The 16,468-nt window shown below is 61.3% G+C and carries 13 protein-coding genes and 1 pseudogene; 9 read left to right on the top strand and 5 right to left on the bottom strand.

The window, feature by feature from the left end:
• The first annotated feature begins 16 nt into the window (after window positions 1–16).
• Both MFF40_RS24730 and MFF40_RS24720 read left to right on the top strand, forming a co-directional pair.
• Window positions 17–916, top strand: a complete 900-nt coding sequence (locus tag MFF40_RS24730) for an alpha/beta fold hydrolase (RefSeq protein ID WP_238262608.1) — start codon at window positions 17–19, stop codon at window positions 914–916.
• A 747-nt stretch (window positions 917–1,663) separates the two neighbouring features.
• Window positions 1,664–1,915 (top strand): DUF6894 family protein, encoded by a 252-nt coding sequence (locus MFF40_RS24720; protein WP_238262605.1) that lies wholly within the window; start codon window positions 1,664–1,666, stop codon window positions 1,913–1,915.
• 499 nt (window positions 1,916–2,414) lie between these two features.
• Here the strand turns inward: MFF40_RS24720 and MFF40_RS24715 are convergent, their stop codons facing one another.
• Window positions 2,415–2,966 carry a Ros/MucR family transcriptional regulator gene (locus MFF40_RS24715; protein WP_238262603.1) on the bottom strand — a complete coding sequence of 184 codons (552 nt, stop codon included), beginning with the start codon at window positions 2,964–2,966 and terminating at the stop codon, window positions 2,415–2,417.
• Between the two features lie 403 nt (window positions 2,967–3,369).
• On the opposite strand from MFF40_RS24715, the gene MFF40_RS24710 reads away from it, so the two are divergent.
• A complete protein-coding gene (locus MFF40_RS24710; RefSeq protein WP_147829742.1) occupies window positions 3,370–3,765 on the top strand; it encodes a Ros/MucR family transcriptional regulator in 396 nt (131 codons plus the stop codon).
• A gap of 549 nt (window positions 3,766–4,314) precedes the next feature.
• Here MFF40_RS24710 and MFF40_RS24705 read toward each other — a convergent pair.
• The 3 genes from MFF40_RS24705 to MFF40_RS24695 all read right to left on the bottom strand — a co-directional run bounded on the left by MFF40_RS24705 (window position 4,315) and on the right by MFF40_RS24695 (window position 7,705).
• Window positions 4,315–4,494, bottom strand: a complete 180-nt coding sequence (locus MFF40_RS24705; protein ID WP_147829687.1) for a hypothetical protein — start codon at window positions 4,492–4,494, stop codon at window positions 4,315–4,317.
• Window positions 4,494–6,644, bottom strand: coding sequence for an AAA family ATPase (locus MFF40_RS24700; RefSeq protein ID WP_238262601.1), 2,151 nt, complete (start codon window positions 6,642–6,644; stop codon window positions 4,494–4,496). The genes MFF40_RS24705 and MFF40_RS24700 overlap by 1 nt, the downstream gene beginning before the upstream one ends.
• A gap of 338 nt (window positions 6,645–6,982) precedes the next feature.
• Window positions 6,983–7,705: a hypothetical protein gene (locus tag MFF40_RS24695; RefSeq protein ID WP_147829683.1), complete on the bottom strand. Its 723-nt coding sequence runs from the start codon at window positions 7,703–7,705 to the stop codon at window positions 6,983–6,985.
• 83 nt (window positions 7,706–7,788) lie between these two features.
• Between MFF40_RS24695 and MFF40_RS24690 the strand changes: the two genes are divergently transcribed.
• The 6 genes from MFF40_RS24690 to MFF40_RS24665 all read left to right on the top strand — a co-directional run bounded on the left by MFF40_RS24690 (window position 7,789) and on the right by MFF40_RS24665 (window position 15,581).
• Window positions 7,789–8,145 (top strand): helix-turn-helix domain-containing protein, encoded by a 357-nt coding sequence (locus tag MFF40_RS24690; protein WP_147829681.1) that lies wholly within the window; start codon window positions 7,789–7,791, stop codon window positions 8,143–8,145.
• Between the two features lie 314 nt (window positions 8,146–8,459).
• Complete coding sequence (locus MFF40_RS24685) at window positions 8,460–9,104, top strand: hypothetical protein (RefSeq protein WP_238262599.1); 645 nt, start codon at window positions 8,460–8,462, stop codon at window positions 9,102–9,104.
• 660 nt (window positions 9,105–9,764) lie between these two features.
• Window positions 9,765–10,370 (top strand): hypothetical protein, encoded by a 606-nt coding sequence (locus MFF40_RS24680; protein ID WP_147832002.1) that lies wholly within the window; start codon window positions 9,765–9,767, stop codon window positions 10,368–10,370.
• 12 nt (window positions 10,371–10,382) lie between these two features.
• Complete coding sequence (locus MFF40_RS24675) at window positions 10,383–12,599, top strand: TnsB C-terminal domain-containing protein (RefSeq protein WP_238262597.1); 2,217 nt, start codon at window positions 10,383–10,385, stop codon at window positions 12,597–12,599.
• A gap of 1 nt (window position 12,600) precedes the next feature.
• Window positions 12,601–13,653, top strand: a complete 1,053-nt coding sequence (locus MFF40_RS24670; RefSeq protein WP_147832006.1) for an ATP-binding protein — start codon at window positions 12,601–12,603, stop codon at window positions 13,651–13,653.
• A gap of 8 nt (window positions 13,654–13,661) precedes the next feature.
• A complete protein-coding gene (locus MFF40_RS24665; protein WP_147832008.1) occupies window positions 13,662–15,581 on the top strand; it encodes a TniQ family protein in 1,920 nt (639 codons plus the stop codon).
• A gap of 616 nt (window positions 15,582–16,197) precedes the next feature.
• Here MFF40_RS24665 and MFF40_RS24660 read toward each other — a convergent pair.
• Window positions 16,198–16,389: pseudogene (locus MFF40_RS24660) on the bottom strand (integrase core domain-containing protein); the annotation flags it as partial.
• Between the last annotated feature and the right edge of the window lie 79 nt (window positions 16,390–16,468).

The following is a 16,468-nucleotide window of genomic DNA, read 5'->3' as shown; positions in this document are numbered from 1 at the left end:
GATTGAGGAGGCCGTCATGCTCCGACCGGACCGGTTCCTTCCAGGTTTCGACCTGCACGACATCGAGGCCAGCGCAATCCGCATCCGCGCTTCGGTCGGCGGCGCAGGCCCACCGGTGCTGCTGCTGCACGGCCACCCGCAAACGCATGCAACTTGGCAGGCCGTCGCGCCGACCCTGGCCGAGCGCTTCCGCGTCGTGGCGTTGGACCTGCGCGGCTACGGTGATTCCGACAAGCCCGAAGGCGGGGAGCGCCACGTCAACTATTCCAAGCGCGCCATGGCGGCGGACGCGGTCGCGGTGATGCGTCGCCTCGGCCACGAGTCGTTCGCCGTCGTCGGCCACGACCGCGGCGGCCGGGTCGCACACCGCCTTGCCCTCGACCATCCGGAGGCTGTAACCCGGCTTGCGGTGTTCGACATCGCGCCGACCGCCACGATGTACGCGCGCACCGATAAGGACTTCGCCTCGCGCTACTTCTGGTGGTTCTTCCTGATCCAGGCTGCACCGTTGCCGGAACGCTTGATCGCCGCCGACCCGGAGTTCTTCCTGCGCACGCATGTGGACGGACAGTCGAAGACGTTAGGATCACCCAGCCCCGAACTCTTCGCCGAATATCTTCGCGTCTACCGCGATCCGGCAACGCGCCATGCGATCTGCGAGGATTACCGGGCAGCTGCGACCATCGACCTCGAACACGACGCGGTCGATGCCGACAAGCGCATAGAGGTCCCCCTCCTGGCGCTCTGGGGCGCCAGGGGTACCGTTGGCCAGACCTACGACGTGCTGGAGACCTGGCGCGAAAAGGCGCTCGACGTGCAGGGTCACGCGCTCGATTGCGGACACACCCTGCAGGAGGAGCGCCCGGATCTTGTGCTCACTGCTTTAGCGAGCTTTCTTGCTTGTGAGGCACGATAGGCCTTCGAAGATCTTGCTCGACCAGAATGGCCGCTTTGAAGATCCAGTGACTGTATTCAGGGGACCGAGCGCGGTGGGGAGCTGTCTACCAACCCAATCCGAGTGGACGTCCGGATTCCTGGCATCAATCCCTGTAGCCAGCCAGGCTGCCTTCCACCCAACCCAGTCGTAGAGCGGACGGACGGGCCCCGACCCAACACAGTCGCCTGCACTGCCGTCGAGGCTCCTCCGAAGCGGTCGTTCGCCGGGCCCCGTCTATTTCGGATCGAGATGGCAAGCGGTCCCCCGCCCGGCCGGATCAGAGATTTTGGACGGAGGCTGGCGGCTGCATGAACTCGATCGTCGCGCCGTCAGGGCCAACGGCGTAGATCACTCGCGTTCCAGCCCGTGCGCCGCTCGCGATCGACTGCGGAATGCCTTGAGCCTTCCATACCCGTGGGAGACGAGCCGATCCCGCCGCAGCGATCGGCGCTCTGCCTCCGCCAAGTCAGCAAGCGCATTCTCAACCACCCTTACCAGCGCGGCCCAGGCGTCACCGCGGGCAGCCCGGCGGTAGGCGAGCGCGATCGTCTCGGCCTCGCTCAGCCGGATCTCCACAGGCGGTTCATGCGGCTGGGGGTGCATCGGCGCTCCGACTTGTCCAAGAACATACAAGGAACAGACAGCAAGCAGACCAACGGTTCAACCATGGCGACGACGGCCAGGCGCGAAGCGGTGAGATGGTGTGGAGGGCGGGGTAGAAGGCCAATGCCGACACCGCTTTACCGCTTCCACTGCACGAACGGGCACGACCTTGTCGCCGATCGGCAGGGCAAGCGGCTGCCGACCTGGGCGCTGATGCGCGTCCACGCCGAGCGGGTCGCGCTGGACGTGATGCTCAGCAGCCCTCCACGCGACTGGTCGGCTTGGACCGTCGAGGTCTACGACGCATCAGGGTGGCATGTGGTGTCGAAGCCGTTCACCGACGTGCTGGCCACTCAGCAAGCACGGCAAGGGTGAGGACAGCGTTAGTCGCCACCGCCTCCACTACCTCCGTCACCGCAACCTCCGCCGCCATCGCTGGAGCCACCATTCGAGCATCCGTGACCGGAGCCATCCGACGAAGACGAACCGTCAGACGAAGATGAACTGCTTGAACCGGTAGCCCATGAAGGACCAGACCCCCAGGGATTTTTCGAGCGGAGCCAACTCGGCCGCAAGCTCCAAAACGTCATGAAGAGAGCGAAGCTGAAGATGAAAACTTCAAGGCCATGCTTCTGGTCCATCCACGCACCTCATCGGCTGTGTCCGGTCCAAGGATCGTAGCACAAAGGGGAGTGGCGGTGAATGGTGAGATCGGTTCGGCCCCGCTCCGATCTGCTCACGGAGCGGGGGAACCCCGGATCTCACCAGCTAGGCCGATGCGCAACTTGGCCCAGGTGCAGGATGCCGGCACCCGGTTACAGGCACGTCACCGCGACGGGTGCCGCGGTGTACCGGAATGGGGCGCGGAGCGGCCTCAAGCCGGTTCGGCGGCCTTCTTGCGGCCCTTCGCCTTGGGAGCCGCCTCGGAAGCCTCTGCGGCCTTACGCGGCCGCCCGCGGGTCTTGGGCGCCTCGGAGGCCGTCTCGCCCGTGTCCGCAGCCTTGGGGGCTACCTTCCGTCGCTGCTGACCGAGGCCGAGCGACCGGGCCAGCTCGGAACGCTGAGCGGAGTAGGCAGAGCAGGTCGAAGGGTAGTCCGAGGGCAAACCATAGAGCGCCCTGTAGCCGTCCATCGTCAGGCCATGCGTGGTCAGGTGGCGCTTTAGCGTCTTGTACCGCTTGCCGTCGATGAAGGAGATTAGCGCATCAGGCGTGATCGACTTCTTCACCTGGGCCGGCGTCGGCTTCTCCGGGCCGGCGGGCTCAGCGGGCGTTGGGTTAGCAAGACCTGCAACGGCAGCATGCACGCTGGCAATCACGCTAGGCAGCTCCGACACCGGCACGTTGTTGTTCGACACGTAGGCCGCCACGAGGTCGGCAGCGAGTTCGATGAAGTTGCTGGATTGAGTTTCGACTTGTTCGTCCACGGTGTTTCCTTCCATCAAGAGGATCTATCGCTCTACCGCCCGGGGCTGGTGGTCAAGCTACCTCTATGAAGAACACACTGGTGAATGCTACAGCACGGATAGAGATTTGTTGCTGCGCACTGCTGTTGCAGAGGTGGGCAACAGCCAAATGCAACGCGCCTGACGCGGTGCTGCCGCGGAGCACCGCGCAAAAGTCGGGGCCGCCCCGATGGGACGCCCTAGCCAGTCTTCACCGAAACCAAATCCTCACAGCATGCGTACAGGTCACGGCAGGCTCGCGCGATCTTGAGCGAGTTGTGCCTTGATCTAAATCTGAGATCGGTAGATCTCACGCCGGTAGCGTACACACAGGACGAACGAAGTGACCAAAGATAACCTGGGGTTGAACCCCGATATGCTCGCAATGGTAAGCGAACTGGTAGCGGCTTACGTTTCGAACAACCGCGTACCGGCGACTGAGCTTCCGGGATTGATCGGCACCGTCCATGCGGCCCTCAACGGCATCGCGAGCGGGACAGCCGCCGGTGGCGTCAGCTCCCCGGCCGAAGAGGTCGAGAAGCCCACCGCGGCACAGATCCGCAAGTCCATCCGGCCCGACGGGTTGGTCTCCTTCATCGACGGCAAGCCCTACAAGACGCTGAAGCGCCACCTGACGAAGCACGGCCTCAACCCGCACAGCTACCGCGCGAAGTTCGGCCTGCCGGCTGACTACCCGACGACGGCAGCCTCGTACTCGGAGGCCCGCTCCGCCCTCGCGAAGAACATCGGCCTCGGCCGGCCGGGCCGTATGGCCGCCTGAGCAGGCCTTAGAAGCCCGCCGCGATCTGCCGGCGGGCTTCGGCGTTCAGCACACACCGAACCGCATGTGGCTGGTGACGATCAACCCACCGCCTCTGCTGGCGGTCGCACCTCGTACGGGTCGAGAAAAGCAGCGAGATACCTGCTTGTCGCCGGATATGACCATTGCTCGCCCCCTTCGCGGTATGACTGTGCCGAACCTTCACCCATCCGTAGAAGGGATCGTGGGGGACGAGAAACCATGCTCGGACAGCCACAGAGCTGTAGGGCATGGATGGGAACAGCATCAGCAGTTCACGGCCACCGTATCGGCGCCAATCGACCAGGGGACGGCTCTTCAGCTGAACGCCTGACAGAACGCCGCCCGGGGTACAGATCACCAGGTCCTCACCCTCGATGTCCGCCTCCGGCCGGTATACGCGATAGCCGAAACGGATCAGGACGGCTGTCTGTGGTGGCACGGCAGGTCCACCGCCTTGCCGCCCTTCTCGAGCAGGCGCACCCACATCGATACGAGCCGTAGGCATTCCACCGGCTCGTATCACGCTGCCTATCCCAGATCAGTACGCTGCTTAAGAGCCTCAAACTCGATGCGTCGCCGCAGGATCTCTGCCAAGCCTTCAATGACGACGTAACGGTCGCCATCAAGGATTTCGCAGAGGTCCGCGATGGCATGCGCAAGGGGCTGAAGGTCCCCGAGATCAGTTTCGTCGGGAGGAAGCGAGAACATCACGCGGCTCCTCGGTTCAGGGCCGGAACGGACGTAAGCTCGGTCGGCGCAAATGCATCATGGTTCGGCATGAGCCGGTCGATGTCCACGACGGAGAGGTATCCGGCTTCCGCAAGCTCCGAGGCGATAGCATGCAGCTCCGTCGATCGTGCCTCCAGCACGGTGCGGGATCGGTCGCGCGCTCTTCGTAGGCGATCGGTTACCGCCTCGAGAAGCCCGTTCACGAGAAAGAGGTGGCTGTCCGAGGGCGCGACGTAGAACGGCCCGAGCTTGCCGAGCCCGAACCGAAGCTCGATGTCCCCAGCGATCGTCGTCGCCTGGGCAAGATCAGAGCCTGGACCGGATCCACTGCCGATGCAGGCAGCGCCAAGCTCGATCTCCTCAGCAACGCCTCCAGCCAGCAGCATTGCGAGGACCGCCTCGAGCTGCGGCAGCGTCGCGGAGCCATCCACGTCATGCTTGAATTGAGCCTGCCCACCGCCATCGTGAAGCAGCACATCGACGATCGTTCCGCAGCCAAGGACCCGACCTACGATCGCATGACCCGCCTCGTGGATCGCGGTACGCCACCGTGTCGCCGGGGGCATCGCGAGCCGTCCCTGACGAACCTCAGCTAGGACGTCGTCGAGACCGATCCGGCGCCCGGCGCGACGTGCCGCGCCTTTGGCGCGGCGCACGAACGCCTCGACATCGGCGCCCGTTCTGCCGCGCGCGGCCAGCGCGAGCGGCATCAACGAATCGCCGGCGAGTTCGTCGACACCGAGATGGTGCCGGAAGATCCTGGCGAGGCTCGTCGTATCCGGCCTCTCGATGGCAATCTCTCGGTCGAGGCGCCCTGCACGCTTCACGGCGGGGTCGATCCTGTCGGGATGGTTGGTGGCCGCGACGACGACCACGCCCGGGCGCTCCTCGACGCCAGCGAGCAGCTCGAGGAACAGGTTTACGATCTGTGTCCAGTACTGGACGTGATCGCCGCGGATCTGCGCACGGTCGGAGATGCCGTCGAGCTCATCGATGAACAGGATGCACGGCGCCTGCGTTCTGGCTTGCGCAAACACCCGGCGGATCGCCTGCAGGGTGCCGGAGAGGTAGTCCGATGCGCACCATTCCGCGACCGACGTCGCCACCAGCGGAACACGTGCGGACTTCGCCAGGGCGCGGGCAAAGCTGGTCTTGCCGACGCCAGGAGGGCCCGACAGCAGCAAGCCTCGATTGTCGATGTCGGCCCAGGCGAGGCGACCGACGCGATAGGACTGCAGATCGGTAGCGAGTGCGAGGCCCCAATCCTTGGCCGCTCCATACCCGTCGAGATCCTCCAGCGCCGGCCCCGTCTGAAGGTAGTCGGCCTTGGCTGCCGTGACCCGGGCGAGCGCGTCGATACAGGCATCGGGCGAGGTGGCTCCCCGGAATGCGATCGGCAGATCGGCGATGTCGAGGGTGCGAACCAGATCGGGATCGATCCGTCGGGTCGGGCATCCCCCGGTGACTGCTTCGATGACGAGGTCGAGTGCGCTCTGATCGAGGCAGGGGAGCACGATGCGATGCTCGGCAGCGCGCAAGAGATCGCGCGGCAGTTGGCGTGTCGGATCGGGCGCGCATCCGACGATCGGAACCCGCGCGTGGAGTGCCGAGGCCATCATGAGGTTACCGACATCCGGCCTGTGTTCTTTGTACGAGCCGTCTCGGATGAGCAGGCCAACCTGCGTCGGCTTCAGAGCGGCAGGCCTGCTGCCGCTCAGGTCCATCGCTTTGACGCCCGGGCGGAAGGCGCACTTCTCGAGAACGTCTCGAACCGGCTCGACGAGATCGGGCAGGTGGGTGGTGATGACGACGACCGGCGCCTCCCGCCGTAGACGACGGACGAGACCGTCTTCCGCCTCGATGGCGCGAGCGACGAGGACGGCCACCGCGGCAAGATCCGCGGGGATAGGCACGTGCTCGGTTTTCTTCTCGCCCTCAGTCTTGGCGAGGATCCGCTCGACGGGATCGTCGGCCTCATCGTCATGGCCGAGACCGAACCCGACATCGCGGAGTAGCTTGAGGTTTCCGCGCTCCTCCTTGGCGAGGGTTCGAAGGAAGGCACGGGCGAGCGCGTCTAACGGCCTGGTGTCTGGATGCTGATCAATCGAGTTTGTTGAGTTCGGCAACATGGCATGATCTCCCACGGCCGGGCAGCGGCGCCGGCCGTCAGCGTGAGGGCTGGATCGGATGCAGCGACGCGGCTGGCTCGAAGGAATCAGAGCACACGGCGGGCGTCGGCTTCAGGAGATCGCCTGCTTCATAGGCGACAGAATGGATGTAGAACAAATAAAGAACAGAGCGCAAGCTTCCGTTTGCATCCTGTCGGCTTGCCTGTGGATAGATACGATGGCCCAAGCGTGGTCCGTCACCGTTCACGCTAGCGATCAAGGCGGAATGCTGGATGGTCGAAATCCGTAGGCGACGCTGAACCAAGCAAGTCCCTGGTGCCACCTGTCACGATACGGCGTCACGACCCCGAGTCACTCGTTCCGGTCGAGACCTTGCCGCTCCCAGTGTCGACACGAAGATCGCAGTCGCATGCGGATATCCATCGCACGCATGGATCGCGATCGGGGCATGGGTGAAGATGCGAAGCGTGCGTAATCGCGCTCCTCATGATGCCGACGACGGTCCGCACCACCTCGCTTAGCTGCAGTAAGGTCGCTACCTGCACCTCGTCCTCGGCGGGGGCGCCTACATGAATTTCGAGTTTCGTTCGGTCTCCGCTCCGGGTCTTTCGATCGGCGGCATCGAGGAACTTGGATAGCAGCTCCTTGTCGGGGCCTGTGTCTTTGATCCGAATCAAGCCTACGATCCTACGATCAAAATTCGTGAATGTTACGACAATGCGGCTGCGCATCCTCAACGTCTGGATTTCGATTTGCCTATCATCGCGAGAAGCGAAACTATAATGATCATCGTAGACTCTAACGCCGAACCCGATAAGGTCGTAATCAGCAACGTCAAAGCCCGATGCTCCGTCAAAAATTGCTTGAAGTGAAGCGTCGCCGTTCTGGATACGTCTGATCAGCCTTTTGTCGGTCTGCTCGAAATCAGGAGTTCCGTGCCGCCGAACTCGGAGGATATGATATGTCGCCGGCTGCCGGACGCTGGGGGATTGCTTCCCGAACCCCATGGATCGAAACTCCCCGGCTGACCCTATGAAGGCTTCGTCGTTCCTTCGTTTCATGAGGGGGCGATCGTCTACAACGTGTTACGCATCGTGGCTTCTCATACGGTTCCTTCAAGGCGAAGCAGGTGGTTCGGCGGGTCATGACCGGATCAGAGTTCAAACATAGGCTGCGACTCCTGGGACGTACGCAGGTCGGCTTCGCTTCGGAGATCGGTGTCACCGAAAGAACGGTCCACAACTGGGCGAGCAAAGGTCCGCCTGCCGAGATCCGCTATCTCATCGACACGATGACGAGCTTGGAGATGCCTTTCGGCCCGCATCACGAAGTCGTTCGCGATCTCGCCGCAGAGAAAGCGTTCGCACGTTCGGCCACCATAGTCATGAACCAGCTGGCGGAGCAGGCAGCCCGCACCGGAGCCGGACGCGAATTCATCGATGCAGTTCGGCTCTGGATCGGTCAGACGACGGATCAGGCTAAATCCGAGCCAAGTGATTGATACCCTGCCTACATTAGCCGCCGCTACCCCGCGCGATAGCTGTGCCGCTCATAAAATGATTGAATATGTGTGCATGCCTTCGACATTTGTATGAGTATTCATCGATATCCCGCCCGGACCGACAAAAGAAGCTGACCCGAAAATTTTTCCTGTTTGCCCAACATATAGATTGGTAGAACAGAAGCACCTGAGTTCCGGGTCCAAGACTACGACCCACCGACGCCAGGACGGAGAGATATGGGCATCAAGTTCCAGACCGATCGCCGATGGCTGGGTCCAGGGCGATCGATCGAGACAAACGAAGGTCGATCGAAATGCAGGTTGAATCCATAGAAGCTAACGTACGCTCGATTTCAAATCAAACGGTCCGACATCCCGGATTTATCTCGTTCAAAACCGCTGGCCCGATCCCGTATGTATTTCGATGGCACCGAGATCTTTTGATACAGGTAACACTGGATCCGGCGATCGACGAAATCCACTATGAACATCCTACGACCGAGGGCGACGAATCGCTCAACCTTCGTCTGGTCGCCGACGGGACAGCCATTCATGTCATCGCGCTTCGCGATGCCGACGTCATGTCGCTTCGTCCGGGCCCACCCGGCGGGGCGCTTCTGCGACGCTCCTTCGTGCTGACCGAACCTCGGGCATCCGACGCCCGCGCCGTATGGGCGACCCGTAGATTGCTGGTCCAGATCGGCGACCGGCTCCGGGTCCTTCTCGCCGTTGGCGACGGTCGGCAACACAGCATCTCCGATCTCGTGCCCAGCATCCGAGATCAAGGATACGATCCGTTCGAGGCTATCCTATCCCTTGTCTGCAGGGGGGATCTCGCGATCGATCTGCGCGACGGCCTGCATCCGGACGCTCGCATCGCGCGATCGAAGCCGCGAGTTCGCGCGCTGCCATCCGATGACCAGCTAGGCACAGCGGATCGAGGCCTCACGATACGTTAACCGAACCGGAAGGTGTCGCCGGACTCCATTTGCCAACGACCGCCGTACCTGGCACAGATTGCGGACGGCCGATTGCTTTCGGAGGCGCTTAAAACATGCGCCGCGGCCGACCCTGAGGTCCCAGCACACCTGAGCATTCTCCGAGCTCGGGCGAGGCAAAAGCCGCATCGTCGGCCAGGACCACGTAGCCTGATGGCACCCCAATCATAGCATCCGACGCCTCATCTTTGAGGCTGGGTCGATCACGTCTGACGAACTCGCAGCGTTGCTGCGTAACGTCCAGTGCGCTGAGAGATTCTGTTGAAGGCGCACGCCCTAGCAGACCGCGCACCTTCAAGAGCACCCAGAGGATCTTCGGCCCAACAGCTGACAACTGCGCCGATAGATCCCGCCGCCGGGGCACCCGAGGGCTACGAACAGGCTTCCCGCCTGGACGACCGACGAGTCATGTCCGCGCTGCGGACGACTTCGGTATCTCACCTTCGGACTCCCCTCGCAACACGCAATGCGGGCTTAGCAGGCTCGCGTCGAGGCTTTCGGCCGCGCTGGTTAACGCGCGCCTGGTTATGGAGACCGACTTTGGCAATCGAACCTGTAAACCGCATCTCGGAACACGTCTTCCGGTACCCCTTGCCTTCGCTGGCAAGCCGAAAGCCGCCGTTGAAGTCCACCGCGTCGTTTCGCGGCCATACGGTCGGACTGGATGATCGTATTCGGTACTTCGAGTCCGAAGGAGAATCTAATATTTGCGACATCCTGTCCGTTCGTCAGGATGTCATCGAGATCGTCGAGCAGCCGTCCGCCATCCGATATATTGATCAAGAGGGCAAGGAATCGAAGCACACCTTCGACTTTAGGGTTCGTTATCTCGGGGATCACGTCGATCTGCTGGCCTATCGACCAATCGAAAAGCTTGTCGACGGCAGGTTCGAGAGCCGCATGCGCCTGCTTGCGCCGCAACTCCCCCGGTCGGCAGCCGACGAGGTCGCCATCGTGACCGAGGCGGACGCCGATAAGACGGACGTCTTCAACGCCAGACTGAAGCAGGCCTGTCGACGCGACCCGCCCTCGGATGTCGACGGGATCGTCGCCGAGATCGTGGACGGCCTTCTTGGCGTGGTTCCCATTGCCTGGATCGTAGGCCGCGCAGGCACGGGCTCGGCCTTTCGTTCTGTCGTGAGGTGCGTCGCGGCCGACATTCTCGTGCCAACGATCCCCGCGCGGATCACACCCGCGCTCAAAGTTTATCGCAAGAGTGGAAAGTAAGGAGCATCCGCCATGCCCGTATTCCCGACACCCATCGTTCTGATCCAGCGTCATGACCTCATCTCAATCCGAAATATTGAGTACTGCTTTCACGACACCTACCCGGATGGTTACGTCATGGAGCGGCGATACACTCCCGATCTGAAGGAGGAATTCTCCCATGACACCATCTGGCAGTACAAAATCGAGGGCCGTCTCGAGATCACGCGCGGCTACTTCTGCGATACGGCGGCGGGAGCGCGCCTGACCAGCGCCTTCGGGTCGTTCGCCGATCTGCCGCGCGAGACGCAGCTCAAGGTGCTCGAGAACCAGTGGTACTGCGACGAATTCCTGGCGTTGAACGGCAGCGATCGGGGTACCTTTCCGAAGACGCTTAAAGGCTTCCGGGCCGCCCTCGAAATCCTGATCCTGAAGCGGACTGGGCAGTACGTTGGCGCGCGGCGCTCCGAACCCCGCAACCCGAACGCAGCACCTTCCGCGAACGGTCCTCAGGAAAGCCGGCCGAGTGGAGGCGAAGAGATCATGTTCCGCCGTCCGCCGAGCGAATACACCCTCCAGCGGAAAACGAAGCTCTATATTGCAGCCGGCCGCAATCCCCTCGCTCTGGTCGATCACTACAACAACTGCGGGCGTCGAGAGTCGCCGGTCGATCCGGAGGTTCTCGCGATCATGCCGAGGTACGTTGCGGCCTATGCGGACGAGCGCCGCCCTTCGAAGGCGAAGTGCTACTTCGATTTTCTCGCCAGTATCGACAAGCTGAACGTCGCGCGGGCCGAGGAGAGGAAGAGGCCTCTCGTCCCGTGCAGCGAGAAGACTTTCCGCAAGGCGATCAACAAGCTCGATCGCTTCGACGTGCTCGCGGCCCGAAAGGGGATCGAGGCCGCGAGGCGGGAATATGCGATCGTCGGACCGGGGGTCGAGGCGCCCTATCCGGGGGCCTTGGCCTACATCGACGAGGGCCGCCTGTCCCTCATGACGCTACTCAAGCAGACGGGCGTCTGGGCGATGCTGAACCCGTATCGGCAGGAACTCCTTAAGAAGAGCGGGACGCTGTGGGTGGTCCCGGTGATCGACCATGCGAGCCGCTGCGTGCTCGGCCTTTCGGTCACCCGCACGCCCAACGCGGCAGCGGCTCTTAACGCGGCTCATCTCGCGGTCATCGACAAGAGCTTCCTCGCGGCGGCATCATCGTGTGGGGCACCATGGCCGATGCACACCGGGATCGAGACCATCGCCACAGATTCAGGCAGTGCGTTCATTTCTGACGAGTTCCGGTTGGCGCTTGCCGGACTTCGCGCGAAGCACCTGATCGGACCCGCGAAAAATCCTCAGTTCCGCGGCACGATGGAGCGCTTGCTCGGAACGCTGCACACCGGGTTCGTCACCAACTTCACGGGTCGCACTTTCCACAACGTCGTGGAGAAGGGCGACTACGATGCGGAGGCGCGCGCCTCGCTGAGTGACGACGAGCTGCCTCTCTCGCTCGTCCGCTTCATCGTCGACATCTACCATCACACCCCCCACGAGGGTCTTAACGGCGAGACCCCCATGGACGCCTGGAAGCGCCTCGTCTCGACCGTCGGGATGCCGCCGCCGCCGAACCCGAACGCGGTTCGCGTGATTTTCGGCATCCGCCTCACGCGTAAACCGAATGCTCGCGGAATCCAGGTTCTCGGAAACCACTACCAGAGCGATGCCTTGCAAAAGTGGCGTCGCGTGAATGGTGATGGCGTGCTCGAAGTGTCGCTCGATCAGTTCGATCTCGGCGTGGTCAGCGTCAAGTTCGGCGAAGACTGGATGGCTGTTCCTGCCGTGGACGAGACGCTGACGGGAGTCCCGCTGACGCTCCACGTGCAGGCGTTGGCAACGCTCCGGAAGAAGTTCGGTGCGCAGGCCGAAATCCATGCCGGCATCGTCCACGCGGCTCGCCGCGAGCTGATGGAAACCAGTGCCGCGGCAATCGCGCGCGCCGCTCTCGGACCGACGCGCCCCGATGCCAAGCTCGTCGCCTCAGCTGAGCGGCGCCTGGGGATCACCATAAGGTCGACGGAGGCTGCGAAGGCGGTCGTTCACGAAGGGGTATCCTCCCGGAAGGCGCTCAGATTCGCCACGTCTGCGGCGAAGAGCCCGATGCCCGCTGTTCAAGAGGTGCCGGTCCAGGCTGCCGTCGAAGTTGAAAAGCCGCCGAAGCCTCGCAAGTCCAGCTGGATCATAAAGGACGCCAAGTAGGATGGACCTGCGGAGCAAACTGATCGAGACCATCTCGGTCCAGAGCGTTCAACTCGGTCTTTTAAAGACCTACTCAGAGACGCTCAGAGCCCGGGGAAATCCCGGGCTCGCACAGATTGTCGAGGGCGAACACCGTTCCCTCTACGGACTCGTCTACGACGCGCCGTTGCCGGCGGAGGAGTACGACGCGTCCGATCTAGTTCCGGTGCCCGACCTCACCGCACCGGTCATGTTCGTGTCTGGATACTCCGGAGCCGGCAAGTCCTTCGCCATCAAACGGTCAATCCGCGAATTTCCTCAATTTTTCCCGGGCTACCGAGTGATGGGGTCCGATTGTCCGGTCAAGACAATCGACGTCCCCTCCGGATGCACCTTCAAGGGCCTGGGACTCCACATCCTCTCGGCGCACTTCGACATGTCCCTGCCGCAGTCGCAGAGCGAAACTGTTGTCTGGGAGAAGTGCATCCGAGCTCTCCGCGCCAGCGGCACGCACATCCTCCACTTCGACGAGTTCGCACACGTCGGACGCATCAAGACGGATGCCGAGTTGAGGAAGGTCCGCGATAAGATCAAGGAGCTGCCGGACCGGATGGACTGTCCGTTCGGTTTGATTCTTTCAGGGCTCCCGGAGATCGACAGGATCATTGAGGGCGACGGGCAGGCCTTCAGGCGCGTCATCGCCTCAATCGAAATTCCGGAAATGTCCGACGACGAGCTGGCCGAGTTGCCTGCCCTCATCATTGAGTTGGCCAAACTCGCCGGAGTTGCGATCGACATCGACTTCGAGGAGGACGAATTCCTTCATCGTCATCGTCATGTCTGCCGGGGCATGTTCGGCAGAAACGTCGATCTGATCAGATACGCGATCGACGCCGCAAAACTGTCGCCGGACCGGACGTTGCGCGTCGCCAGTTTCGCTGCGGCGGTCCACACCGCCGTCGGTTGGCCCGACGAGCTCAATCCTTACATCTGCAGCGGGTGGCAGACTGTCGAGACCCTCAAGCTATTCGATCACGGGCGCCCGGCAGACCCGTTCGCTCAAGGCGCGGTATAGGGGGCGTCATGTTCCAGAAGATGCATCGCAGCTTGCCACTCGGCTACGGTGAGAGTGCCAGCAGCTACGTCTCGAGGCTTGCCCGTCGCTACGGCGCCGTATCGGCGTTCGACTTCTGTAGGGACATGGGAACGAGCTTCCGAGACGTTTTTGATGGAACCGAGATCGTACTTGACTCGCTGGCCCAAGGCTCCGGTATCGATGCGAACGAGCTCCGCCTGCATTCCATCAGGCGTACGGCCCGAAATTCGTTTGTTTTCCAAGGTGTCGAACTGCCGCTTTCGGCTCTGGAGCGGACGGATATTCGTGCTTGCCCACTTTGTATCCAAGAGGATGTCGGCCTCGGCAGGGACGCATGGGCACCGGTAGCATACGGGCGAGGACGGTGGCAGATCTCGTCATTGAGGACCTGTGCCAATCATAGGTGCGCGTTGGTAGACATTGGTCACGAGAGCAGACCCGAGCGAGCACATGATTTTACGCTTGTTTTGAGACAAGCCCTTGGCCGCCTCCCCGAGATCGTAGCCGGCGCTTCCAAACGCGAGGCCTCACATCTCGAACGCTATCTCCAGGCACGTCTGGACAGCCGCGGCGGTTCGAACGCTTTTCTTGACGCCCTCCCCTTCCACGTTGTCGCAAAAACATCCGAAGCGATCGGAGCGGTCGACGTCTTTGGCCGCGATGTCTCCTTCCGTAGTTTGAGCGGTGAAGACTGGTGGCATGCGGGCTACGCCGGCTTCGCGATTTTAGCTGCAGGATCCTCGGGGCTCGATGCCTGGTTGGCGAGCCAACGCGACAACTATCCTCGGAGGCATACCCTGACCCAGAAGGCTCAAGCCTACTTCGGCTCGTTCATGGGATGGCTCCAAACCGCACCCGAATCGTTCGATCCTATTCGCGATATCGTGGCCGAGCATTGCTTTTCGACGATGCCGTTGGAACCGGGCAGCATTGTTTGCGGTCGAGTTCTAGCGAACAGACGTATCTATTCGGTCTATACAGCATCGCGCGCGACAGGTCGGGTTACGAGATCCTTGCGGAAGATGCTCATTGAGGCCGGCGTCGTCGACGAGCGGCCCGACCTCAGGGATCACGAACTGCTGTTCCCTGCTGATGAATCGACCGAGGCCTTCCTTGCTAAGGCTGCGAATTGCCTTTCTTTGAAGGCAACCCAAGCCTACCTCGGCATCACCAGAACGCACGTCGTTTCATTTCTTGCACATGGTCTGATCCGACCATTCCAGCGGCCGACGCCGGACATCAGCTCGTTCTCGTTCGAACGAGGCCACATTGAGGAGCTTCGTCAAGCCATACTTTCAAAGGCGAACTACCGCGAACGGTCGAATCAGGAAGGCAGTTGGATCGACGTAATGCAAGCCTCCCGCAGAGCGAACTGCTCTCTGGCCGAAGTCATGCAACTGATATTGGACGGCCGCCTGTTGGATGTTCGGAGACCACCCGGAGAAGGAGGGCTTCTCGCCGTCGAAGTCGATCCCGTCGAAGTAAAAAATCTTGTTCGAAGAGACGCGCTCCCCGGACTTACAAAGAGTTGCCTGGAGCGGCGACTCGGGATCTCCGACAAGACCGGTACGAAACTCTTGGCGACTGGTGTTCTGCCGACTGTTGACGCCCGTCATCCTGTCAAAAGACAGTTGATAAAAGTCGTACCATATCATGCTCTCGAAGCGTTCGAGCGCGAGTATATTTTGTTGACGGCTCTAGCGCGTCAGCTCTGCATAGCTCCTCGAACATTGAGGCTCGGGATTCAGCGAACGAACATTGCTCCAAAATTCACGCGAGAAAAAAACGGTAGCGATATCTATAAGAGAGTTGATATCGAAAGTTTAAAAGGGATTGAAATCAACTTTCGAAGAAATCGTCCGACTAGAAGGTTAGATAAATACGGAGATAAATCTATAATATTTTAAAGTTATAGTATGCCTGCCAAAAACCCGCGGCTTCGGCCGCGGGTTTTTTATTGCCTTGATCCGGCCTGATAGAGCAGGATGAGGCCGGCCGCGCTCCTACGTTCCAAACTTTCGTATCTACAAGGATTGATCCTCATGACGCATCTGGGGTGAGAGCGCGGAAAAAGCCGAGGTTTGTTAGGTACTTAGAAAAACAAGCGAACGAACTCCGCTTCCGCTCACAGCTGTTGCGGCGTGAGGCAGAAGATAGTCGAATTTGCTTCTCGGTTAGTCGTCATTGAGAAGCATAATTTGTAAAAAACGATTTGAGGTTGGTTCCTATGATCGCTATGGAGGTAAGATTTGTGCATCGCTCAAGGTAAAAGTCGAAAAATTGCCTTGAGGGTCGGTACCTGACGATTTCCAACCTTACCTGCCCAAATCCGGATTGAACCTACGAGCGTATGGACCGGGAGATGACATGGAGGACGTCGGACCGGCGTCCTCCCCGCGCTACGGGGAGCAAATTGAGTACTTCTAAGCTTGTGGCGAGCGTGGCCCGTCCCCTGAAGAGTGATCCTCCCTGAGATATGGCTTCGAGCCATGTTTGGAATTGACCCCGTTTGTGGCCCACGGCCTATGCAAGTTCCCGGGCTGTGACAGCTTGGTTGGCGAAGGCTCGGGGTGTCACGCCGCCCAGGGCCGCAGGGGGTCGATGTTAGTTATAGTGGCGCCTCCAGTCCTCGATGCGCTCGCGGGCTTCGGCCAGCGACAGGAACCACCAGGCGTTCAGGCACTCCGCCCGTAGGCGGCCGTTGAACGCTTCGATTTAGCATTACAGTTGCATTTTCGACGAGGTTCTGACTCTCTGCGTCACCATGATTCGCGCATCATGGACATCGGGGACC

The organism is Methylobacterium mesophilicum (assembly GCF_022179445.1).
GTDB classification, from domain to species: Bacteria; Pseudomonadota; Alphaproteobacteria; order Rhizobiales; family Beijerinckiaceae; genus Methylobacterium; species Methylobacterium mesophilicum.
This window is presented reverse-complemented; position numbering and strand designations above follow the sequence as displayed.